23 protein-coding genes are annotated in these 21,498 nt (G+C 61.7%); 18 read left to right on the top strand and 5 right to left on the bottom strand.

Annotated elements, in window-relative coordinates; genetic code table 11:
- Positions 1 to 66 precede the first annotated feature (66 nt).
- The 8 genes from cobI to JS82_06230 all read left to right on the top strand — a co-directional run bounded on the left by cobI (position 67) and on the right by JS82_06230 (position 7,484).
- A complete protein-coding gene (gene cobI / locus JS82_06265) occupies positions 67 to 768 on the top strand; it encodes a precorrin-2 C(20)-methyltransferase (protein QHK17734.1) in 702 nt (233 codons plus the stop codon).
- A gap of 6 nt (positions 769 to 774) precedes the next feature.
- Positions 775 to 1,530, top strand: coding sequence for a precorrin-4 C(11)-methyltransferase (cobM, locus tag JS82_06260; protein QHK17733.1), 756 nt, complete (start codon positions 775 to 777; stop codon positions 1,528 to 1,530).
- Positions 1,531 to 1,532: 2 nt separating this feature from the next.
- On the top strand, positions 1,533 to 2,279 hold the full coding sequence (gene cobJ / locus JS82_06255; GenBank protein ID QHK17732.1) for a precorrin-3B C(17)-methyltransferase: 747 nt from the start codon (positions 1,533 to 1,535) through the stop codon (positions 2,277 to 2,279).
- Positions 2,275 to 2,910 carry a precorrin-8X methylmutase gene (gene cbiC, locus JS82_06250; protein QHK18418.1) on the top strand — a complete coding sequence of 212 codons (636 nt, stop codon included), beginning with the start codon at positions 2,275 to 2,277 and terminating at the stop codon, positions 2,908 to 2,910. The genes cobJ and cbiC overlap by 5 nt, the downstream gene beginning before the upstream one ends.
- A gap of 374 nt (positions 2,911 to 3,284) precedes the next feature.
- A complete protein-coding gene (locus JS82_06245; GenBank protein QHK17731.1) occupies positions 3,285 to 4,349 on the top strand; it encodes an energy-coupling factor ABC transporter permease in 1,065 nt (354 codons plus the stop codon).
- Positions 4,350 to 4,354: 5 nt separating this feature from the next.
- Positions 4,355 to 5,200 carry a hypothetical protein gene (locus JS82_06240; protein ID QHK17730.1) on the top strand — a complete coding sequence of 282 codons (846 nt, stop codon included), beginning with the start codon at positions 4,355 to 4,357 and terminating at the stop codon, positions 5,198 to 5,200.
- A gap of 2 nt (positions 5,201 to 5,202) precedes the next feature.
- Positions 5,203 to 6,333, top strand: coding sequence for an ATP-binding cassette domain-containing protein (locus JS82_06235; GenBank protein ID QHK17729.1), 1,131 nt, complete (start codon positions 5,203 to 5,205; stop codon positions 6,331 to 6,333).
- Positions 6,330 to 7,484 carry an ATP-binding cassette domain-containing protein gene (locus JS82_06230; GenBank protein QHK17728.1) on the top strand — a complete coding sequence of 385 codons (1,155 nt, stop codon included), beginning with the start codon at positions 6,330 to 6,332 and terminating at the stop codon, positions 7,482 to 7,484. Before JS82_06235 ends, JS82_06230 begins: the two co-directional genes overlap by 4 nt.
- Before the next feature lie 154 nt (positions 7,485 to 7,638).
- Here the strand turns inward: JS82_06230 and JS82_06225 are convergent, their stop codons facing one another.
- Complete coding sequence (locus JS82_06225) at positions 7,639 to 8,661, bottom strand: pirin family protein (protein QHK17727.1); 1,023 nt, start codon at positions 8,659 to 8,661, stop codon at positions 7,639 to 7,641.
- Positions 8,662 to 9,131: 470 nt separating this feature from the next.
- On the opposite strand from JS82_06225, the gene JS82_06220 reads away from it, so the two are divergent.
- Both JS82_06220 and JS82_06215 read left to right on the top strand, forming a co-directional pair.
- On the top strand, positions 9,132 to 9,836 hold the full coding sequence (locus tag JS82_06220) for a pseudouridine synthase (GenBank protein QHK17726.1): 705 nt from the start codon (positions 9,132 to 9,134) through the stop codon (positions 9,834 to 9,836).
- The gene (locus JS82_06215; GenBank protein ID QHK17725.1) at positions 9,833 to 10,399 is read left to right on the top strand and encodes a GNAT family N-acetyltransferase; all 567 of its coding nucleotides are present in this window, start codon (positions 9,833 to 9,835) and stop codon (positions 10,397 to 10,399) included. The genes JS82_06220 and JS82_06215 overlap by 4 nt, the downstream gene beginning before the upstream one ends.
- Before the next feature lie 155 nt (positions 10,400 to 10,554).
- Here JS82_06215 and JS82_06210 read toward each other — a convergent pair whose 3' ends face one another.
- Both JS82_06210 and JS82_06205 read right to left on the bottom strand, forming a co-directional pair.
- Entirely contained in the window at positions 10,555 to 11,472 is a 918-nt protein-coding gene (locus JS82_06210) for an alpha/beta fold hydrolase (protein ID QHK17724.1), read from the bottom strand.
- A gap of 37 nt (positions 11,473 to 11,509) precedes the next feature.
- Positions 11,510 to 12,202, bottom strand: coding sequence for a methyltransferase domain-containing protein (locus JS82_06205; protein QHK17723.1), 693 nt, complete (start codon positions 12,200 to 12,202; stop codon positions 11,510 to 11,512).
- A 118-nt stretch (positions 12,203 to 12,320) separates the two neighbouring features.
- Here JS82_06205 and JS82_06200 point away from each other — a divergent pair, with 118 nt between their 5' ends.
- The 7 genes from JS82_06200 to JS82_06170 are packed head-to-tail and all read left to right on the top strand — an operon-like array spanning position 12,321 to position 19,637.
- Positions 12,321 to 13,100 (top strand): AAA family ATPase, encoded by a 780-nt coding sequence (locus JS82_06200; GenBank protein QHK17722.1) that lies wholly within the window; start codon positions 12,321 to 12,323, stop codon positions 13,098 to 13,100.
- A gap of 1 nt (position 13,101) precedes the next feature.
- Complete coding sequence (locus JS82_06195) at positions 13,102 to 13,887, top strand: hypothetical protein (protein ID QHK17721.1); 786 nt, start codon at positions 13,102 to 13,104, stop codon at positions 13,885 to 13,887.
- Positions 13,888 to 13,891: 4 nt separating this feature from the next.
- Positions 13,892 to 15,106: a coenzyme F430 synthase gene (cfbE, locus tag JS82_06190; GenBank protein QHK17720.1), complete on the top strand. Its 1,215-nt coding sequence runs from the start codon at positions 13,892 to 13,894 to the stop codon at positions 15,104 to 15,106.
- On the top strand, positions 15,103 to 16,176 hold the full coding sequence (cfbD, locus tag JS82_06185) for a Ni-sirohydrochlorin a,c-diamide reductive cyclase catalytic subunit (GenBank protein ID QHK17719.1): 1,074 nt from the start codon (positions 15,103 to 15,105) through the stop codon (positions 16,174 to 16,176). Before cfbE ends, cfbD begins: the two co-directional genes overlap by 4 nt.
- Positions 16,173 to 17,516 carry a hydrogenobyrinic acid a,c-diamide synthase (glutamine-hydrolyzing) gene (gene cobB / locus JS82_06180; GenBank protein ID QHK17718.1) on the top strand — a complete coding sequence of 448 codons (1,344 nt, stop codon included), beginning with the start codon at positions 16,173 to 16,175 and terminating at the stop codon, positions 17,514 to 17,516. The genes cfbD and cobB overlap by 4 nt, the downstream gene beginning before the upstream one ends.
- Positions 17,517 to 17,552: 36 nt before the next feature.
- Complete coding sequence (locus JS82_06175) at positions 17,553 to 17,927, top strand: hypothetical protein (protein ID QHK17717.1); 375 nt, start codon at positions 17,553 to 17,555, stop codon at positions 17,925 to 17,927.
- A gap of 18 nt (positions 17,928 to 17,945) precedes the next feature.
- Positions 17,946 to 19,637 carry a leucine-rich repeat protein gene (locus JS82_06170; GenBank protein ID QHK17716.1) on the top strand — a complete coding sequence of 564 codons (1,692 nt, stop codon included), beginning with the start codon at positions 17,946 to 17,948 and terminating at the stop codon, positions 19,635 to 19,637.
- Positions 19,638 to 19,678: 41 nt separating this feature from the next.
- Here JS82_06170 and JS82_06165 read toward each other — a convergent pair whose 3' ends face one another.
- Positions 19,679 to 19,981, bottom strand: coding sequence for a nitrous oxide-stimulated promoter family protein (locus tag JS82_06165; GenBank protein ID QHK17715.1), 303 nt, complete (start codon positions 19,979 to 19,981; stop codon positions 19,679 to 19,681).
- A 55-nt stretch (positions 19,982 to 20,036) separates the two neighbouring features.
- Entirely contained in the window at positions 20,037 to 20,669 is a 633-nt protein-coding gene (locus JS82_06160; GenBank protein QHK17714.1) for a DUF1847 domain-containing protein, read from the bottom strand.
- 59 nt (positions 20,670 to 20,728) lie between these two features.
- Here JS82_06160 and JS82_06155 point away from each other — a divergent pair, with 59 nt between their 5' ends.
- On the top strand, positions 20,729 to 21,316 hold the full coding sequence (locus JS82_06155; GenBank protein ID QHK17713.1) for a methyltransferase domain-containing protein: 588 nt from the start codon (positions 20,729 to 20,731) through the stop codon (positions 21,314 to 21,316).
- The last annotated feature ends 182 nt before the right edge of the window (positions 21,317 to 21,498 follow it).

Below are 21,498 nucleotides of genomic sequence, written 5' to 3'. Positions count from 1 at the left end.
GGATACATCCGCCAACTTATAATAGTTGGGTTACTATGCCAACTCGACCAAAAAGGAGCGTAGACAATGGCTGGCAAGCTGTACGGCATTGGCGTCGGACCCGGTGACACCGGGCTCATGACGCTCAGGGCGAAAGAGGTCCTTGAGGGATGCGGCGTGATCGCATACCCGGTGAAGAGGCCCGGAGAGGGCAGTGTCGCCCTCGACATAATCAAACCGGTGGTTGACATCTCCGAGAAGAGTATCGAGGAGTTCCTCTTCAGCATGGACCCTGACGACTCCGTCAGGGAGAGGTGCCGCGCGGAGGCGCTGGACAAGATGTGCATGCTCTTGGACAACGGGGAGGATATCGCCATGGTGACCCTGGGCGACGTGGGTGTCTACAGCACCTACATGTACATAGACAGGGACATAAGGGCCAGAGGATACGAGACGGAGGTCATCCCCGGCATCCCGTCGTTCTGCCACGGCGCCGCATTGGCCGGCATCCCGCTCATGATTGGCAACGAGGGGCTTGCGATCGTCCCCGTGGCCAAGGAGAACTCCAGGCTCCTGGAAGACGCCCTGGACAATTTTGACAACATCGTCGTCATGAAGGCGTTCAAGTCGATCGGCATGATCCTGGACATGATGGAGTCCAAGGGGATCCCGGCGGACAGGGCCACGGTCGTCAGCAACGTCGGCATGGAGGGCGAGTATGTCGGCCCGATGGTCCGCGACAGGGACTACGGCTACTTCACCACGGTCATTATCAAGAAGAAGGGGTGACAAGTCATGATTTCATTCATTGGTGCGGGTCCCGGTGACCCCGAGCTGCTGACACTGAAGGGCAAGAGGCTCATCGACGGGGCCGACGTGATCATCTACGCAGGTTCCCTGGTGAACCCGGAGGTGCTGTCCGGTCACAAGGACGGGGCGAAGATCTACAACAGCGCCCTCATGGACCTGGACGAGGTCATCGAGGTCATGGAGAAAGCCGAGAAGGAGGGCAAGAAATGCGTCCGCGTGCACACCGGCGATCCGGCGATATACGGCGCCCACAGGGAGCAGATGGACAGGCTGGACGAGCTCGGCATCGAGTACGAGGTCATCCCCGGCGTGTCCTCCTTCCTGGGCACGGCCGCAGTGCTCAACAGGGAGTACACCATGCCCGGCAAGAGCCAGACCGTCATCCTGACCAGGATGGAGGGCAGGACCCCTATGCCGCCCGGAGAGAAGCTCCCCGATCTGGCGAGGCACCACGCCTCGATGGTCATCTTCCTCTCCATCGGTTTCATGGACGAGATGGTCAGGCAGCTCGAGGAGGGGGGCTACGAGCCCACAACCCCCGTTGCCGTCGTGTACAAGGCGACATGGCCCGACCAGAAGATCGTCACAGGCACGCTCCAGGACATCGCCCAGAAGGTGAAGGACGCGGGCATCAAGAAGACTGCCCTCACCGTGATCGGGGACTTCCTCGGCGACGAGTACGAGCTCTCCAAGCTCTACGACAAGCACTTCACAACCGAGTTCCGCAAGGGGGTGGAGTGACCTTGCCGAAGGGAAGTCTCCATGTGGTCGGCTTCGGGCCCGGCGGACACGAGCACATGACGTTTAAGGCCGCACAGGTCATACAGGACGCCGACGTCGTCACCGGCTACACTACCTACGTCAACATGCTGAAGCCCATTTTCCCGGACAAGGAGTACAAGGCGACCGGCATGATGAAGGAGGTCGAGAGGTGCAGGATGGCCATCGAGGACGCCACGTCCGGAAAGGATGTGGCCATCGTGTCCAGCGGCGATTCTGGCATCTACGGGATGGCAGGCATTGTGTACCAGCTGGCGGACGAGATGGGCGCCGACATAACCATAGACACCGTGCCCGGGATGACGGCCGCATCCACGGCCGCCTCGGTCCTGGGAGCCCCCCTGATGCACGACATAGCCATCATCAGCCTCTCCGACCTCATGACGCCCATCGACCTGATCATGAAGAGGGTCGAGTGCGCCGGAGAGGGCGACTTTGTCGTGTGTCTTTACAACCCCAAGAGCAAGACGAGGACAGAGTACCTCAACGATGCAAGAAACATACTTCTAAAACACCGCTCTGCGGAGACCCCGGTCGGAATCGTGAGGAACGCCGGCAGGGAGGACGAGAGCAAGCAGGTGACCACATTAGGTGACCTGGACAAGGCGGATGTGGACATGTTCTCCATTGTAATCATAGGGAACTCCCAGACGTACGTGTCGAACGGCAGGATGATCACACCCAGAGGATACAGAATCGGAAGTGATTGAGATGACATTGGAATTCGTCAAACCCGAGGACATCGAGAAGCGCAGCATGCAGATCATAACCTCGGAGCTCAACGGCAGGACCTGGCCCGAGCCGCAGTTCTCCATCGTCAAGAGGTGCATCCACACCTCGGCGGACTTCGACTACGCCGACAACCTGACGTTCTCCGAGGACGCGGCCAACATCGGCGTCCAGGCCATCAGGAACGGGGCGGACATCGTCACCGACACCAAGATGGCCGCAGCGGGGATCAACAAGAAGAAGCTCGCGGCGTTCGGCGGGAAGGTGCACTGCTTCATCAGCGACGACGACGTCGTGGCAGAGGCCAAGGAGCGCGGATGCACCCGTGCCACCGTGTGCATGGAGCGCGGGGCCGAGATCGCCAGGGAGAAGCCCGTCATCTTCGCCATCGGGAACGCCCCCACGGCTCTGGTCAGGCTTTGCGAGCTCATCGATGCTGGCGAGGTGAGGCCCGCCCTCATCATAGGCGCGCCCGTCGGATTCGTCAACGTGGTGGAGTCGAAGGAGATGGTGATGGAACGTGACGTACCCTTCATCGTGCCCAAGGGCAGGAAGGGGGGCTCCAACATCGCGGCCACCATCTGCAACTCCATGATTTACTACAAGGGCTGAAACCCATTACCCGCCGAAAGGCGGGAAATTCTATCCACCAATTATTCGCGCTCCGCATGGATACAAATTCAGTTTGTGTCCATATAGCTATACCGGGGTAAGGTACTTTAAATATCAATTTTCACTTCGAAATCATGTTTCCGCACATGTTCCGAACCAGTTGCGTCCCTGATGTCTGGTCTAATTAAATCGATTTTTATTGAAAAGTTCTGGAATACGTCGGAAACGACCCTTTATCGTAAAAATGAGTTGGATGCATCATCCCAATCAATAAATACCCCGAGTTGGTATCATCATCCAATTCCTATTGGTAGCGGAAATGACCGCGGCTCGTCCGGAAGTCGGGAGACCTCCGGGCATTAGAAGGTGAATCTATGCACATAATGGAAGGATACCTAGATCCTATTTGGTGCGCCGTCTGGTTCATTCTCGCAATCCCCTTCATCGTGTTCGGTGCGAGGGCGATAGTGAAGCTGATGCGCGAGCACCCCGAGCAGAAGATGACCGTCGCACTCGCCGGTGCGTTCATCTTCCTGCTCTCGTCACTCAAACTGCCGTCCGCCACAGGCTCGAGCTCACATCCCACGGGAACCGGCCTCTCCGCCGTCCTGTACGGAGTCAGCGCGACTTCGTTCCTGGCCCTGATCGTTCTGATCTTCCAGGCCATCCTGCTCGCCCATGGCGGCCTGACCACCCTGGGGGCCAACGTGTTCTCCATGGGTATATTCGGACCGTTCTGCGGAGTCATCATCTGGAACGTCATGAGGAAGGCTGGCGCCAGCATCCCCGTCAGCATGCTGGGCGCCGCGATCATCGCGGACCTGCTCACATACGTGTGCACAGCAGTCCAGATGTCCCTGAACTGGGGAGGATTCTCCGAGTTCATGACGACATTCGCCATCACACAGATCCCCCTCTCCATCATCGAGGGAATCCTGTTCTACATGTTCGCCACGTACCTGCTGAACAACAAGCCCGAGGTCTTCGAGACCGCTGGCGGAATCATATTCCCCAGGAAGGAGGCCGTCGCCGTCAACGAGTCCGGCTCCAAGAAGTCCAAGACAATCTACGTCGCCGGCTTCATCGTGATCGCCATCGCCGTCATCGCCATCCTTGCATACGGCAACGCCAACGGATTCGGGTTCGGTGGCGCGGACGACGCCGCCGGAGGCATCGTCGGTGACGACTACGTGCCCTGGTGGTCCGGAATCTGGGGCAGCTACGAGCTTCCCGGAGAGACCGAGAGCATGCTGTTCGCCCTCCAGGCCGCGATCGGCGCGATCATCATCGGCTTCTTCATCGGAAGGTACACCAAGAACAAGAGCGAGAGGGAGCAGAGGGAGGTCGGCGGCAACGGCGGATCCAAGAAGGTCCAGACCAGCGCCGAGCCCGTCTCCGAGCCCGCCCCCGCTCAGACGGAGAAGTACTACTACAGGTGAAACCTATGGCCATGGGGCTTTCAAGCGGATCGGGCGCGTCCGAGCACATTCAGATGGACGCGCTGGCGTACAGCTCTAGGATGCTTAACTGGGCACCGCTGGGGAAGCTCCTTCTGGTCATCGTGGTCCTCATCGCCAACGTGATGACGGACTCGGTCGTCACTGCCCTGGCGGTGCTGGCCATCGGCCTCGCCCTGATGGCGTACTCCACGAACATGAGGATACCCTTCATGCTCGGAGTCGCCATCGGCGAGGCCATACTCATTCTGATAGTCGCCTGCGGAATCATATCCATCAACGGCGACACGTCGCAGCCCTGCATCTGGAGGGCCGACTTCCTCTGGCTCGACCTGTACATGACGGCCGACAGCTTCAACCAGGCGTGGCTGGTCATGATAAGGGCGGTAGCCGGAATCACTGTGATGATGGCCTTCGCCACGTCGACGCCCATCCCGCATCTGGCGCAGGCCCTCAGGCAGATCAGGATCCCCGACGAGATATGCGAGATCGTGGTTCTGATCTACCGCTACGCGTTCCTCCTCCTCGAGAGGATGGACACAATGTGGAGCGCGGCCAACAGCAGGCTCGGATTCAGCGGGTTCAAGCGCTCCATGAAGACGATCGCTTCGATCGCTGTCGGAATATTCACGTCATCGATGAACATGGCCGACAAGGCCCAGGTGTCCCTGGAGTGCAGGGGCTACCGCGGGTACTTCCCCATCTGGAACCGCCCGCAGAGGGCGGGTGTCGGATGGGTCGCGGCTGCAGTCGCGGTGTTCGCCCTGCTGTACGTCCTCGGGACGTACACCGAGGGGGTAATCGACTTCGCGGGACTGGCGTTCGGGGTGTGAGCATGGATTTCAAGTACATTCTAGAGGCGAGGGACGTCACCTACGTCTACGGTTCGAGGAACGGGGGCAACGCCTCCCTGAAAAACGTCTCCCTCGGGATCCGTGAAGGGGTCAGGACCGTCATCCTCGGCGCCAACGGCGCAGGCAAGTCCACCCTTTTCTACCACTTCAACGGCGTCTTCAAGCCGACGGAGGGGGAGCTGTTCTACAGGGGCATACCCATGAGCTACCAGAAGGAGCACCTCTTCGAGCTCAGGGAGGACGTCGCCGTCGTGGTCCAGAACCCCGACGAGCAGATCTTCTCATCCACCGTGGAGGAGGATGTGGCCTTCGGGCCCATGAACCTGAACCTCCATCCGGACATCGTCGAGGCGAGGATCAGGGACAGCCTGTTCAAGGTCGGCATGGAGGACTACAGGTACCGTCCGACCACGCAGCTGTCCTTCGGTCAGAAGAAGAGGGTCGCCATCGCCGGCGCGCTGGCCATGGAGCCCAAGGTGCTGATCCTCGACGAGCCCACAGCCGGGCTCGACCCTCAGATGTCCCAGGAGGTCATGGAGCTCGTGGACCAGATGTGCCTCGCCGGGACAACGGTCATAATCTCGACGCACGACGTGGACCTCGCCTACGCATGGGCGGAGGAGATCCACGTCCTGCGCCACGGGACCCTGGTCTACTCCGGGGAGCCCGAGCAGTTCTTCAACGACAGGGACTCCGTGGCCCTCGCCGGCCTCACCCTTCCGCACACGTTCTCGGTGAACCGCTCGCTGGAGGCCATCCGCGGGCAGCCGGAGGCGCCGTACCCCAGGACCAACAGCCAGCTCCTGGCGAAGCTCTCCCCGCCGGAGGCGGTGTTCGGCAGCCTCCGCGTCAAGTCCTCTCCGGAGTCGGGGGACCTGGACAGGGAGGACGAGGGTCTGCGCGTGGGAGTCTACGGTTTCAGGACCAGGAAGGCGTTCAAGGAGAGGGGCCTCAGGGCCGACATATACTTCAACGCCGTGGAGGGGTGCTGCCTCAGCGCCATGCAGGGCAACGACACCGTGCTCTACTGCGATCCGGAACTGGTGGACGTCGTCAGGCGCAGGGTGTCCGAGCTCTCCAGGTTCGGACGCGCGCCGGAGGTGGTCCGATGACATCCGAGAACATCATAGAGACGGTAGGCCTCTGCTACCGCTACGCCGGAAACGACCGCGACTCCCTGAGCGAGGTCAGCGTCAGGATCAGGAAGGGCGTGAAGACGGTGATCCTCGGTGCCAACGGTGCCGGGAAGTCTACGCTATTCTATCACTTCAACGGGGTCTTCGAGCCCGCGGGAGGGAAGGTCATGTTCGAGGGGGAGCCGTTCTCCTACCGGAGGAAGGCGCTCAGGAAGCTGAGGTCCAGGGTCAGCGTGGTTCTCCAGAACCCGGATGACCAGATCTTCGGACAGACGGTCGAGGAGGATGTCACGTACGGTCCATCCAACCTCGGTCTTCCGCCGGAGGAGGTGTCACGCAGGGTCGACAGGGCGCTCCGCCTCGTGGGACTGGACGATCTCAGGGACAGGAACACGATGAAGCTGTCCTACGGCCAGAGGAAGAGGCTGGCCCTCGCCGGAGCACTGGCCATGGACCCGGAGGTCCTGGTGATGGACGAGCCCACAGCCGGACTCGACCCGCAGATGGCCCTCGAGCTCATGGAGCTCGCCGAGCAGCTGCATCACGCCGGGACGACGGTGGTCATCTCCACGCACGACGTGGACCTGGCCTACGCCTGGGCCGACGAGATCCACGTACTCAGGATGGGTCATCTCATATACTCCGGACCGTCGGAGGAGTTCTACTCGGATCCCGTCCAGGTGTACATGACCGGAGTGGTGCAGCCGTCGATGTTCCTGATCAACAAGAGCCTGTGCGACATGCGCGGTGTGGAGGAGGCGCCTTATCCGAGGACCGAGACGCAGCTGGTCTCCAAGATGGCCTCCGGTCCCAAGGGGAGGTTCGTCATCGTGCCGGTGTCCGACCGTCTGGAGCCCCCGATGGTCGACCATGCGGTGGAGATGCTAGGCGGCACGGAGATCCGCCTGGGGCTATACGGGTGCATGGTCCGCTCGCTCCTGCCAGAGAGCGGCGTCCCTGTGGACTACGTCTTCGACGGGTTCGAGTCCTGCATGTCCGAGTGCCTGATGGGCAGGGATGTCATCCTGCTTTGCGATGAGGACTGTGTGGACCTGATAGAGGCGAAGATCTCGAGGCTGGAGGAGTTCGGGACCAAGGTTCAGAAACTTGTCCAGATGCGCGGTTGACGTTCTATCGCCTCGAACCGTCAGATTTACGGATCAATATGTGCGCACAGTGTCTCTTTTAAGTTCAGGTGGCCAAAATCCACTACCCATGTATCCGATGGGCATGATTTCGATGCAGGTTATTTGGAGACATACGTCATGCATTGATTCCGAGTCACTCCGGAGGCCTGGACTCTGTCCCCTCAGGATATCTTATGAACCTGCCGGTGCCGACGGGCTGAGCACGGTCGATGACTCCCCAGGGCCACTCGTGGTACTCGTTCAACCTGATCTCATCAAGTCCCGCACGGACATCCTTCAGCGTAGGCAGATATACGGGTCCGAACGAGGCCATCTTCTGTCCGATAGGACGTCCCTCCAGAAGCCAGAGGACAGACGGCTCGTCCCCGTTCATTACGGTGACATCTGTGTTCTCCAGGATCTTCACCCTGTTCCCCGCCTCCACGGGAACGCCCATGATGACGGCGTCCTTTCCGGACACGAAGTACAGGTTCCTGGCGGTGCTGTCGAGGGACGGGTCGATTACGAGTTCGGAGCCTGGATCCATCGAGAACCTGATTATCCTCACGCCGTTATCTCCGTGGGACCAGGACAGTGAGCCCGGCGATGTGGCGGAGACCCCTCCGAAGCTGCCGCAGATGACCTTGGCGGTCCATCCGTCGCCGGATGCCTTCTTCACATCAGAGGCCCACACGGTCCTCACGGAGTTCTCCCCGTTCTTCATTTCGTTGGGAAGGTTCAGCATTATCTGCGTGATGTCGTTGGGGTTCCTGTTCTCCTGGTCCGCCAGGGGGTACATCTCGCAGTGGCTGTATCTGGACGAGGCGCAGACCCACTGCACGTCCCCGAATCCGAACCTGCCCTCGATCCCCATGTTGTCGAAGTGGTCGACGTATCCCACCTCCGCCAGGGTGATGGTCTCGTACCCCCAGTGCGCGTGCATGGGGAACCCGGGCACGACCTTACCGTGGTACATCCTGTACCCGAGTCTCTTCTCGTAGTCCCTGCCCAGGTCCCTGCCGCCGATCTCCTGCAGGGGAGGGGCCTGCTGCCTGTTGCCTGCGGGGTAGTCGTCCTCGTGGTGCGAGGCGAAGATGAACGGGTCCTCGGTGTCCCAGTGCATTCCGATCCTGGTGACCTTGACCGGTCCTGTGGGTTTCCTGGAGAATAGGGCCATGGTTGGGAAATCACGGCTACCGATATATCGGTATGGTAGAAGGGCCGCCTGACAACGGAAGCTGTACGGGTGAAGTACATGTGGTCGGTGGTGTCCTAATCGTGCGTGCCATGCAATGATTTCCGGCGGCCCGAATCTACGAGCATCTGTGGATATTTAATAGTTGGCATATACATCCAACTTCTGACGTCACAATCAGAACAACATATTATCGAAGAAAGGTGGGCCGACAGGTGTGTTCCCGGGACCGTTGACCTGAGGATGTGATGACGGATTCGGAGGTCAGCGGTTCTCTCTCGACCCGGCAGCGTTCCGTCCCCTGCCAGCCCATGGGCCTGTCTTCTGAGGTGATATTTGAACAAATGCCTGAAAATCGGTGAGAATAGGAACGGCTCAGGGAAATCATGGTGTTCTGGTAACTACAGGAGTCATCGGCAGTTTTAAGGGAGTTGCGCCCGTTGCCGATGGCCATGCCAGAGGGTACCCGTCTCAACAAGTACATCAGCGAGGCCGGCGTGGCTTCCCGCCGTGCGGCCGACAGGCTGGTGGAGGAGGGGAGGGTGACCATCAACGGCAGGGTCGCGGTCCTCGGGGACAGGGTCTCGGAGGGGGATGTCGTGGCCGTGGACGGGAAGCCGGTCGGAACCAGGAAGGGGGACGTCATCCTGGCCTTCAACAAGCCAAGGGGGCTCACCTGCACCTCGAACCCGGACGATCCCGACAACATAATCGATTTCATAGGGTATCCCGAACGCATCTACTCCGTCGGACGTCTGGACAAGGACTCCGAGGGTCTGCTGATCATGACCAACAACGGCGAGCTCGCCAACAGTATCATGAGGTCGAGGGCCGAACACGAGAAGGAGTACGTCGTCAAGGTGGACCGCAGGGTCACCGACGAGTTCGTTAGCGGGATGTCCAACGGAGTGCCCATCCTGGACAGGGTCACCAAGAAATGCCTCGTCGAGAGGACCGGTGACAGGGAGTTCAGGATCGTCCTGAAGCAGGGTCTCAACCGCCAGATAAGGAGGATGTGCGGGCATTTCGGATACACCGTCCTGGAGCTGAAGAGGGTGAGGGTCATGAACATCGAGCTCGGCGACCTGCCGACAGGGAAGTACAGGGACCTGACCGAAGGCGAGAGGGACGAACTATTCAGGGAGCTGGGTCTTTGACGGAATACAGGATGCTGAGGGCCTCCGACATACCGGAGGCTGTGGTGATCTCCAAGCTTCAGCTTGGTGTCGACTATCTCGACGATGGAGATTTCGAGGATGCGATGTCCGACCCTGGACAGTTCTGCGTCGTCGCAGAGGAGGACGGCAGGGTCGCCGGATTCTCCATCTGCCAGGTGTTCGGGCCGGAGCTGGAGGGGGAGAAGCTCATGCTTCCGGACTGCCCGGAGAGGGACATGGTCATGTCCACGCCGCTGACGGGCCTGCTGGACTCCGTCGCGGTGTCCGCCGACTTCAAGGGCAAGGGCATCGGGACGGAGCTGGGCCGCAGGTGCGTAGACGAGATGAAGGCCCGCGGATGCGGTATCGTGTGCGCCATGGCATGGAAGAACATCCTCGGCGTGACCAACATCGCCAAGGTCCTCGAGAGGCTGGGCCTCAAGGAGACGGTGGCGATTCAGGGATACTGGAACCAGATGGTCGACTCCCCGGAGGGGCACGACTGCCCCATCTGCGGTGCACCGTGCAGATGCTGGGGCGTCTTCTGGTACAGGCGCATCTGATCCCGCGGTCGTATACCGGAGACGCAACCGGAACGAAGGACACGCTGTCAGGTAGCATGTGCGCATGGGCGTCCATTGCCCCCAGTGTCCGTCACGACGTCAGAACAGACCGAATGAATCTGACAGAGGGCACCGGTCGAAACCGATAGTCTGGCTCATCCGATTCTCCGCTCCAGCCATGCCGCGATGTCATCGTAGACCTGGGCGTGGTCGGCCTCGTTCAGGATCTCGTGTCTCATGCCGGGGTACAACTTCACTTCCGGGGACAGCCCGATTCCTCTGAGGCCGTCGGCCGCCTTCTCGACACCCTTTCCGAAGTCGCCGACCGGGTCGTCAGCTCCGGAGACGAAGAGAACCGGGAGGTTCCTGGGTATGCGGTCGAACCCCTCCTTCTTCTCGATCCTGCGGATCATCGTGAACAGGTCGCGGTAGGCGGCGTCGGTGAACTGGAAGCCGCAGTCTGGGTCGGCATCGTACGCCTTCAGGGCCTCGGGGTTGGCGGCCAGCCACCTGTTGGGGAGGTCCGGGGCGTCGAACCTCTTGCTGTAGTTCCCGAACACGAGGTCGTTGAGCATCTGGCTCTTGTGGTGGTTGCCCTTCACCATGCAGAGCAGCTTGGCCATCGTGAGGGCCAGCGAGACCTGGTACCCCGCCTGCTGCCCGGTTCCCATTATGACGGCGGCGTCCACATCATCCCCATGTACGGTGAGGAACCTGCGAGTCACGAATGAGCCCATGCTGTGCCCCATGACGAAGTGCGGGATCCCGGGCAGGTCGTCCATCATCCTGGCGTTGACCCTGGCCATGTCCGACACCAGCATGTCGTCCCCATGCTCCTCGGCGATGAACCCCTTCTCCTCCGATGTGCCTCCGTGACCGAGGTGGTCGTGGCCGTAGACCGCGAAACCCCTTTCCGTCAGGAACCCCGCGAAGTCGGAGTACCTGAGTATGTGCTCCGTCATGCCATGGACGATCTGCAGCGCAGCCACGGGCTCGCCGGCGGGCATCCACCTGTAGCAGTTGAGCTCCTCGTCCCCGCGGGAGGAGGCCATCTTGAAGTTCTCGGGAACCATGTTATCGGACCGCCGATGGTCGTCGGGGCAGATATTGTTACGCCTTCCTGAGGCGGACTATCAGAATCTCCGGCGTCTCTCTGCCCGGCAGACCGGTCTCGCGGAGCCCGTCCACGGAGAACCCGGCGCGGAAGCATGGTATGAGAAGGTCCTGGAGTGAGCGGTGGTGGTAGTTCTGTCTCACAGGCTGTCCCGGGAGGGCGTCGCCCTCGTAGGAGTGGCCGGTGAGGTACCTCTCGGTGAGGGTGACGAAGCACGGGTGCTGGGTGGAGAACACGAACGCTCCGCCGTCGGCCAGGAGGCGGTGGACGCAGCGCATCAACACGTCCAAATCGTTCATGTCCATGACGGCCATGTTGCAGACGGCGCCGTCGTACCCGCCCGGAACGGACAGGGACATGAGGTCATCCTCGTCGCAGGCGTCCGCGACGCGGAAGTCTATCCTCCTCCCGTTCACGTTCCTGCGTGATCCGGCCAACGAGACCATCCTCGGGCTGAAGTCCACGGCCGTGACGGCCGCCCCCATGTCCGCCAGGAACGCCGAGTAGTTCCCGTTGCCGCAGGCGATGTCCAGGATCCTCTCGCTGGGCGAGGGGTCGAGCAGCTCGGTGACGGCCAGCCTCACCAGTTCGCGGTGGTAGACGTTGGATTCGTCCCCCATGTAGTCGTCCCAGTACTCGGCGTTCGTCTCCCAGGCGTACAGGTCGGGGTTGGTCCTCGGTGCGTCCATGCCTCCGGAACGATGTAGCCTATCTAAATCCGTGTCCATCCTTGTATACAGGTGAATAGAAAATGGCGTGTTATTTTTGTGAGTAAAAGTATTAATGTGAAACCCACAATCATCGTCCATGCGCAGAATCGCGGTTTACGGCAAGGGCGGCATAGGCAAGTCGACCACCGTCGGGAACGTCTCCGCCGCCCTGGCCGGCCGCGGACTGAAGGTTATACAGATAGGATGCGACCCCAAGGCCGACTCCACCAGGATGGTCGCCGGGCGCAGGATCCCCACCGTCCTGGAGACGATGAGGGACAACCCGGACCCCGAGCTCGAGGACATAGTCTTCGAGGGGAGGGGAGGGGTGCTCTGCGTCGAGTGCGGAGGGCCCAGGCCCGGGGTTGGATGCGCCGGCCGCGGTATCATCGCGGCGTTCGAGCAGCTGGAGGAACTAGACATGATCGGCGTCTACAAGCCGGACGTGATCCTCTACGACGTCCTCGGCGACGTCGTGTGCGGAGGCTTCGCCATGCCGATCAGGAACGGCTACGCCAGGGACGTGTTCGTCGTCACCTCGGGTGAGATGATGGCCCTCTACGCCGCCAGCAACATCGCCTACGCGGTCAACGACCTCACGCACGACGGCTACGCAAGGCTCGGAGGCCTGATACAGAACTCCCGCGGGGTGAAGGACGAGGACGAGCTCGTCGACAGGGCTGCCGGGGAGATGGGGACCTCCGTGATCCACAGGCTGCCCAGGGACCCCGCCGTGCAGAGGTGCGAGGACAGGGGCATGACCGTGGTCCAGGGGGAGCCCGACTCCGACATGGCCGCATCCTACAGGGAGCTGGCGGACAAGCTGCTGGCCGCGTCCGAGGACAGCTCGGGCGGAATGAGATTCGAGGGTGAATGAGATGACCAAGACTGGAATCATGATAGCCGGCCACGGCTCGACGATGGCATACAACAAAGGGGTCCTGGAGATGCAGGCCGACCTGCTCAGGACCAAGGGATTCGAGGACGTCTACGTCGGGTTCAACGAGTTCTCCATCCCCTCCATCAGGGAGACCGCGGAGGAGATGGTGGAGGACGGTTTCGACGAGATCATAGTCCTCCCGTTCTTCGTGGCCTCTGGCCTCCACGTCACCAGGGACATCCCCATGAAGCACTTCGGGCTCCCCAGGAACTGCACGGACGGCACCGTCGAGATCGAGGGGAAGCAGGTCCACGTCATCATCGACCAGCCCTTCGGGGAGGACCCCAACCTGACGGACATCCTGGCGGAGAGGATCGAGGAACTCAGGACCCCCGGCAAGGACACCAGGGTCATCGTGATGGGGCACGGGTCCAGGCTGGACTTCAACTCAAGCGTCGTGGAGCTCAACGCCAGGCGTCTCGAGGAGAGGGGCTACGGAAAGGTCTACGTCGGCTACAACGAGTTCAACGAGCCCAAGATCGAGGACGTGATCCCCGTGATGATCGACGACGGGGCCGAGGAGATCATCGCCCTCCCCCTGTTCATCTCGCTGGGGAAGCACCTCATGATGGACGTTCCCGGGAAGCTCGGCATCGAGGACTTCTCCGACGGCGGCATCGTGAGGAGGAACGGCCGCGAGGTCGAGCTCAAGTACGCGGTCCCCGTGGGGGCCGACCCCAGGCTGTGCGACGTCCTGGTCGAGAAGCTCAGGAAGTACCAGTGATACCATGCGCGTACTCGTTCTCGACATGGTGCACGGGGGAGACCTCCTGGCCAGGAGGCACCAGGCGGAGGGGGACGACGTCACATGTGTGGACGTCTACGGCATCTGCCCCCAGTCCAAGAAGGACGAGCTGGCGGCCTACGACATCAGGGTCGCGGACACCACTCCAGCCGGGAGGTACGACATGACGGTGATGCCGAAGCACTGCCCGAGGAGGTTCATCGGAGACGCTGAGCCCGGGGAGATCGTCACGTTCAGCCAGGACGTCAAGAGGTTCATCGACGACACCAGGTTCAGGATCGAGGTCACCGGTGTGAAGGGCAAGACCAGCGCCTGCTACCTCATATCCAAGATGCTCCACGACTCGGGGAGGACCGTGCTGCTGCACTCGTCCAGGGGCGAGGGCCCATGGGCCGATGACGGCCACCGCATCGACAGGAAGGTCAGCATCGCGCCGCCCTATCTGATGACCCTGGCCGCCGGCGACTACGACGCGGTCGTGTGCGAGGTGTCCCTCGGAGGGTCCGGGAAGGCGGACATCGCCTGCATCACCAACCTTGTCGAGGACTACGGAATCGCGAAGAACACTTTCAAAGCGTCCGAGGCTAAGAGGGACGTCTTCACCGACCGCGGGACGAACATAGTCCTGGAGTCGGAGAGGGAGTTCTGGTCACAGTACCACGACGGCCTCGTCGGCTACGGCGGAAGGGTCAGGGTCCTGTCCAGGCCCGCCCTGGGCGAGGGGCTCAGGGTGAGCGTCGACTACGACGGCGAGTCGGAGGTCACGCTGGACGGCTCGTACATCGCCACCGAGTACATCGGGGCCATGGATCTCGCGCTGGAGGTCTGCCACAGGATGGGCGTCCCGAGGGAGTCCGTGCTGAGGTCCCTGGAGACGTTCAGGGGCGTCCCCGGGAGGGGCGAGATCCTGTACGAGGACGGGAGGACCGTGGTCCGTGAGAGGAACCCCGGGATATCCCACATCTCCATCGGCAGGACGCTGGAGTGCCTCGGCGAGATGGGCGCCCTTGACGGTGCCATGGTCCTCCTGGACCCGGTGAGCAGGAAGGTCTGCGACAAGCTGGACAGGGACCAGATCGAGAGGGTGGTGGCGGAGCACGGCGTCCCGCTGGTCATAACCAGGGGCGACGGCGAGAGGCCCGGGATTCCGTCTGACGTGAGGCTCCTGATCGAGTTCGTCAAGGAGGGCTACCAGTGAGGAACGTCATCCATCCCCGTCCGAACCCCATAGTCGCCGCGATGTACACGCTGCGCGACATGGACGTGGACGTCATCGTGGAGCACGGGCCGTCAGGCTGCTGCTTCATGGCATCCAGGCCTCTGGAGGACGCCAACGTGAGGGTCGTCACCTCCGGCATGAGGGACAACGACCTGGTGTTCGGAGGGGAGGAGCCCCTCATCAACACGCTCAGGCAGGTGGAGGAGAAGTTCCACCCGAGGACCGTGGCCGTCGTCGGGACATGTGCCAGCATGATCATCGGCGAGGACATGGCCAAATCGATAAAGCGCGCCGGCATCGACGCCAACGTGTTTCCTGTGGACTGCCACGGGTGCATGGGCGACAACACCCGCGGGGCCATCAGGGCCCTCGAGGCCGCCAGGGACGCCGACGTCATCGACAAGGAGGAGTGCGACCGCCAGATATCTCTGATGAAGGCGGCCACCAGGCTGGAGAAGAACGTCGGCATGGCCTCGAAGGACTACATCCAGCCCGCCGTGAGCCCCACGAAGATGCACGTGTGCAGGAGGATAGTCGACGTCCTCTCCGGAGGCGGCAGGGTCGCGGTGGTCATGGACGCCAAGAAGGAGCTGGCCTACCGCTTCGCGGACATGTTCGAGGCGGTGGACCGTGCCAGGAGGAGGCTCGGAGGGGAGACGCTGTTCGTCGCCAACATGGAGCCCGACAAGGGACTCCCGAGGATCAGGAACTACTGCGCCGAGATCACCGCCGACCTGGCATCCAAGGGTGTCACCATCGACAGGCTGATCGGCGGGCTCGACGAGTACGCCATCGTCGGCGACAGGATGAAGGAGGCCGTGGACGGGTTCGGACCAGACCTCACGATCATCCTGGGGATATGCCACGCATACCCCGGCATGGGGGAGGACGACATCCTCATCACGGACCAGCCCAGGCAGCTGGCAAACTATCTCAACCAGGGGTGCCGCTGGGCGGTAGGGGAGATCTCCTCCCACACCATGGTCATGGGCGCCCACTCCATCGTCCCGCTGGAGACGGCGGACACGCTGAGGGAGATGCTGGAATGAAGGGCGTGGTCCTGGCCGGCACGGGCAGCGGCGTCGGCAAGACGTCCATCACCACGGGGCTCATGTCCAGGCTGTCCAAGTCAATGACGGTCCAGGCGTTCAAGGCCGGCCCCGACTTCATCGACCCCATGTACCACACCGCCGCCACCGGCAGGAGGTCGAGGAACCTCGACTCCTTCCTGATGGACGACGGCACCATCCGCAACCTGGTGGGGTACGCGTCCAGGGACGCCGACATATGCGTCGTGGAGGGCGTCAGGGGCCTCTACGAGGGCCTGAGGGGGGATGAGGACATAGGCTCCACCGCGTACCTCGCCAAGCTCCTGGGTTTCCCGGTGATCCTCATCATCGACGCCCGCTCGCTCACCAGGAGCGCCGCGGCGATCGTCAACGGCTTCAGGGCCTTCGACCCCGACGTCCGCATCGCCGGCGTCATTCTGAACAACGTGTCCGGGAGGCAGCACAGCGACAAGCTGCGCACGGCAATGGAGCGCTATTGCCCAGACGTGCAGCTGGTGGGGATGATCCCGAAGAACCCGGACAAGGCGCTGGAGCAGAGATACCTGGGCCTCAAGACTCTGAGGAGCTTCGCGGAGAGGGAGATCACGCCCCTGCAGGAGCTCACCGAGCCGATCGACCTGGACAGGGTCCTCGACATAGCCGAGTCGTGCCCGTCGGAGCTGCCCACCGCGTCCCCGTACACGCAGAGGGACTGCGGCCTGAGGGCGGCGGTCCCCATGGACGACTCGTACTGCTTCTACTACAGGGAGAACATCGAGTGCCTGGAGGCCTCCGGGTTCGATGTGACCACGTTCCGCCCAACTGACGGCGATCCCCTTCCCGACGCGGACCTCTACTACCTGGGCGGGGGATACCCCGAGCTCCACGCGGAGATGCTCTCCGCCAACACAGACTTCCTGGAGGGCCTCAGGGCCGAGGCCGGGAACGGCAGGATGGTCATCGGGGAGTGCGGTGGTCTCATGAGCATGTGCAGGTCCATCACCGACAAGGACGGTGCGGTCCATCCCATGGCCGGGGTGTTCGACGCCGAGGCCAGGATGACCGGCGTCCGCCACGGACCCACGTACGTTATCGCCGACGCGGAGCCGTCTAACCCGGCGTTCTCCGGCACTGTCCGCGGCCACGAGTACCACTACTCCGACGTATTCCCCCTGGGAGGCGCCGAGTTCGGCTTCTCCGTGAGGAGGGGCCAGGGCATCGCCGATAAAATGGACGGCCTCGTGAGGGGGAACTCCATCGGCTCATACATGCACCAGCACGCCCTCTCCGAGAGGGACTGGATCGGCAGGGCGGTGGACAGGATCATGTCGGGGAGCTGAGGAACCTTTAACGTGTCCCCCGCAGGTCATGTTTCTATGACCTCCGTCATATACGTCAACATGAACACCTGCAGCAGGACCGCCAGGGTCTCTGTGACAAGGAGGGACGACGGCGACCTGGATGTCTCCATCGAGTCGGACTGCGAGAACGTCAGGAGGTACGCGGAGCGTCTGACGAGGATGACGGAGATGGACGTCATCGACTTCGCGCACAGCGTAGTCAACAGGGAGGGAGTCCGCGACCCGCTGACGGCGACATGCCTGGTGCCCATGGGGGTCGTCTATGCAGCGTCGATGGAGCTTGGCATGATGTCGAAGAGGATGGGCGACTCCGTCCACGCGGACGAGATCGTCCTCGACAGGTGCCGCGAGGCCGACCGAGGGCGCATCAGTTCTATATCGCGCACGTGATTACACGTCCAGATTCTCATGAACACGACGATCAAGGCAATCGCGCTCGCGGCGGTCATCGCTCTGGTAGCGGTGACTCTCGTGTCGGAGGACTCGTCGGCGGTGGAGTTCACCTCCGGAGGATTCCAGTACGAGACAGTCGGGAGCAGCACAACCAATGTTACCGTGGTCGGATGGGAGGGTGATTCATCTGAGATCACGATATCCGACACGGTAAATTACAATAACAGGACATACACAATCATATCCATATCGGCAGAGGCGTTCAAGGACAAGGCCAATCTCACAACAGTGGACATGTCCAGGGCCACTCACATCGAATCGATAGGAGCCAACGCTTTCTCTGGTTCCGGAGTGACGACTGTTACGTTCCCCAGCTCTCTGGAGACGATTGGTGCTGGCGCGTTCGCTGGTTCCAAGCTGTCGACAATCAATCTGCCAGATGCTCTCGTGACCATCGGTGCCAATGCGTTCGAGGGAACTGCCATCACATCTGTGAGCATGGGCTCTCATGTGACCAGTCTCGGAGATTCCGCCTTCTCCGGATGCACATCTCTCGAGGAAGTGACCATCTCGCCCGGGGTGAGAAATCTTGGGGAATCTGTATTCTCCGGATGCACCTCGCTCAAGACCGTGACGTGGGCTCCCACGGGGACGAACAACCACACAATAGGGGACAGTGTGTTCAGCGGATGCTCCGTTCTCGAGTCGTTCGTCATCCCCGACAGGACGACATCCATCGGCGATTCCGCCTTCTCCGGATGCACGGTCCTTAGGGACATCGCCATACCCGACACCGTTCGCACCATAGGCGCAAACGCGTTTTCCGCCTCCGGTGTCAGAACCGTCGAACTTCCAGACAGTGTTACGTCACTCGGAGATTCCGCCTTCTCCGACTGCAGATCACTGACAGAGGTCACTCTGTCGACTGGCATCGATGACATCCCTGCCGGAGCGTTCTCCGGATGCACCTCGCTGTCCAAGGTCAACTTCGCCGAGGACGGTCTCGAGACTGTCGGGACGGGAGCGTTCCAGTCCACAGGTCTGACCGCCATATCATTCCCCGAGGGCGTGACTTCAATCGGGGATTCTGCATTGGCGGACTGTCCGTCGCTCGCATCCGTGACCCTCCCGGCGTCCCTCAGGACCCTTGGAGACCGTGTCATGGAGTCATGTCCGTCCTTGACCACGATCAATGTCGCCGAAGGGAGCACAGCGTTCTCATCCGTCGACGGTGTTCTATTCGGAAACGGAGGGAATGCTCTTCTGAAGTATCCCGCAGCTTCCACCGCGACGTCGTACGAGGTCCCGGAGGGCGTGACAAGCATCTCCGCGGCGGCCTTCGACCATTCGCTCAACCTCACCATGGTCGACATACCCGCATCCGTCACTGCGATCGGCGAGGGCGTGTTCGCAGGCTGCTCCGGCATCAGGGAGATCCTTATCGCCTCGACCGAGCTGACCGTCGCCGACGGAGCGTTCGACCTGAGCGACGGCGGCGAGCCCGTGTCCGTCGAGATCTTCACCGACCTGGAGCCCTTCGCAGAGAGCGCCTTCGGGGACGGTGTCACGGTCACCTACGACGAGTACAAGAACTACGGCATCAGGAGCACGAACGAGCTCCTGGGCGACGCCCTGATTTGGGTCGTCGTCGCCATCGTGCTCGGCATCATCTTCCTGGCGATCTCCGTCAGGAAGATCAAGGCCTGAGAAACAAATTACGCCGCCTTCGGGCGGCGGCCGTTCTTCCCTCAGGAGAGGAGGTGCCTGAGGGCCATCACCGGATGCGTCAGCATCCTCGGCCCGCTGTATCTCATGACTGCCCTTATGCGTTCGCGCATCTCGGGGCTGTAGCAGTGGATCTCGCATTTCGAGCATCTCACCTTTCTGTCGCGGAGCGGGCACGAGTCTATTCTGCCGAAGGCGTACCCGAGGAGTTCGGAGCATTCCGGACACAGGCCGTCCCTCATGCCGTGGACACCGCGGCAGTACATGCCGACCATGGTCTCCACGGTATTCTTCTCGCGTGCGGTCACTGATTGTCTACCGGCCATGCGGTAATCACGCGGTCCGATGCAGATAAGGGGCTCGTTGTTTCCGCAACGCGTCTCACCGGTCGCCCTCGAGTCTCCTGTAGTAGGAGTTCGCGGTGTACAGGGCCCCGGCGGGGTTGTTGGCCAGCACCCTGTCCTTGGCGACAAGCGTGGTGACGGGGGCCTCGGAATGGCGGTAGAACAGGCAGTCGTGTCCAACGCAGAGCCCCATCATGATGTTCAGGTCGGTTTCCTCGTGGTTCAGGACCTCCGCCTGGAGGATCGGGTTGCATGTGTTGGGCCCGACCTCGCAGCATTCGGGGTCGATGCCGACGTCCGTCTTGAGTACCATGCCCGCCTTGCATCCGGCGCCGAACACCTCGAACCCGTGGGAGCGGAGGATCCTGGCCAGGGTCCTGGACTCGTTCAGGAGGCCGACGCAAGTGGCGATGCCGATCCTCCTATAGCCCATGCGCCTGGCGAACTCGATCGTCTCCTGCACCCGGCACCATCTGAGATATCCGTCGTGCTCCACCGTCGCGGCCGTCCTGAGGATGTCCGCCTCCTCGCCCTCGGCGTAATGGGACAGCGATTCCTCGAGGAGCCCCTCGGGCATGTTGTCGGTCAGGCAGAAATCCGGGCGCTTCGCGCCCTTGCCGTCGCAACCCTTCGTTCCGCAGTCCACGCACGAGCGCCTCTCATCGGTCATGGGGTCTCCGAGGGGGTCTCCGCATATGATGATTTGTGTAATGCCGTAGATACGGGTGCATGGAACATGTCACAAGGGCGTTCTACGACGGGGACCCGGAGGGATACTCCGAATCCACCTTCGGAAACGACGTCTCCGACATCAGGCGGCGCTTCCTCTCCCGTCTCGATCCCGGCGCCAGGATACTTGACCTGGGCTGCGGCTCCGGCAGGGACACGCTCGCATTCAGGGAGACAGGGTGCGAGGTGGTGCCGGTGGACGGTTCGGAGGGGATGTGCCGTGTGGCATCGTCCAATCTCGGTTCGGAGGTCAGGCGCCTGGACTTCCTGGAGCTTGACTACGAGGACGAGTTCGACGGCGTCTGGGCCTGCGCCTCGCTGCTCCATCTGAAGGCTGATCAGATACCCGTCGTCCTGGGATTGATCTGCAGGGCCCTCAGGAAGGGCGGGGCGGCCTACGTGTCGTTCAAGGAGGGTACCTTCGAGGGGATCCGTGACGGACGCTGGTACACGGACATGACCGTGGATGGACTCGTCAGGATGGCGGGGGATGCTGGGCTCCCGGCCGAGGACGTCTGGTTGAACTCCGATTCCCGCGGCACCGTCTGGCTGAACGCCGTGCTCGTCAAGGTACGAAGCGGTTCCTGACGGTCTGGCGAGTGTTTTATAGACACCCAGGCTCTCTGGAGTAGTATGGCATTCGACGACCGAAATGGACTTGTCGGTATCGACGAGCCATTTCAGCATGCCGATGGCCATGGAAACAACGGAATGGACGGAGAACACGGATGCGAGGCGCATCCGCGTCTTCGAGGCGCATCCCATGCCTC

Source organism: Methanomassiliicoccaceae archaeon DOK (genome assembly GCA_009911715.1).
GTDB lineage: Archaea > Thermoplasmatota > Thermoplasmata > Methanomassiliicoccales > Methanomethylophilaceae > Methanoprimaticola.
The sequence above is the reverse complement of the archived record's forward strand: the minus strand, read 5'-3'. Positions and strand labels throughout refer to the sequence as shown.

Coding starts and splice junctions, on each gene's coding strand:
- JS82_06210 (QHK17724.1), bottom strand. CDS start 11,472: ATGGTTCCCGAGAACTTCAAGATGGCCTCCTCCCGCGGGGACGAGGAG.
- JS82_06235 (QHK17729.1), top strand. CDS start 5,203: ATGGATTTCAAGTACATTCTAGAGGCGAGGGACGTCACCTACGTCTAC.
- JS82_06170 (QHK17716.1), top strand. CDS start 17,946: ATGAACACGACGATCAAGGCAATCGCGCTCGCGGCGGTCATCGCTCTG.
- JS82_06175 (QHK17717.1), top strand. CDS start 17,553: ATGACCTCCGTCATATACGTCAACATGAACACCTGCAGCAGGACCGCC.
- JS82_06230 (QHK17728.1), top strand. CDS start 6,330: ATGACATCCGAGAACATCATAGAGACGGTAGGCCTCTGCTACCGCTAC.
- JS82_06225 (QHK17727.1), bottom strand. CDS start 8,661: ATGGCCCTATTCTCCAGGAAACCCACAGGACCGGTCAAGGTCACCAGG.
- JS82_06155 (QHK17713.1), top strand. CDS start 20,729: ATGGAACATGTCACAAGGGCGTTCTACGACGGGGACCCGGAGGGATAC.
- cobB (QHK17718.1), top strand. CDS start 16,173: ATGAAGGGCGTGGTCCTGGCCGGCACGGGCAGCGGCGTCGGCAAGACG.
- cobM (QHK17733.1), top strand. CDS start 775: ATGATTTCATTCATTGGTGCGGGTCCCGGTGACCCCGAGCTGCTGACA.
- cobI (QHK17734.1), top strand. CDS start 67: ATGGCTGGCAAGCTGTACGGCATTGGCGTCGGACCCGGTGACACCGGG.
- JS82_06160 (QHK17714.1), bottom strand. CDS start 20,669: ATGACCGATGAGAGGCGCTCGTGCGTGGACTGCGGAACGAAGGGTTGC.
- JS82_06195 (QHK17721.1), top strand. CDS start 13,102: ATGACCAAGACTGGAATCATGATAGCCGGCCACGGCTCGACGATGGCA.
- JS82_06240 (QHK17730.1), top strand. CDS start 4,355: ATGGCCATGGGGCTTTCAAGCGGATCGGGCGCGTCCGAGCACATTCAG.
- cfbE (QHK17720.1), top strand. CDS start 13,892: ATGCGCGTACTCGTTCTCGACATGGTGCACGGGGGAGACCTCCTGGCC.
- JS82_06245 (QHK17731.1), top strand. CDS start 3,285: ATGCACATAATGGAAGGATACCTAGATCCTATTTGGTGCGCCGTCTGG.
- JS82_06200 (QHK17722.1), top strand. CDS start 12,321: ATGCGCAGAATCGCGGTTTACGGCAAGGGCGGCATAGGCAAGTCGACC.
- JS82_06165 (QHK17715.1), bottom strand. CDS start 19,981: ATGGCCGGTAGACAATCAGTGACCGCACGCGAGAAGAATACCGTGGAG.
- JS82_06220 (QHK17726.1), top strand. CDS start 9,132: ATGCCAGAGGGTACCCGTCTCAACAAGTACATCAGCGAGGCCGGCGTG.
- JS82_06205 (QHK17723.1), bottom strand. CDS start 12,202: ATGGACGCACCGAGGACCAACCCCGACCTGTACGCCTGGGAGACGAAC.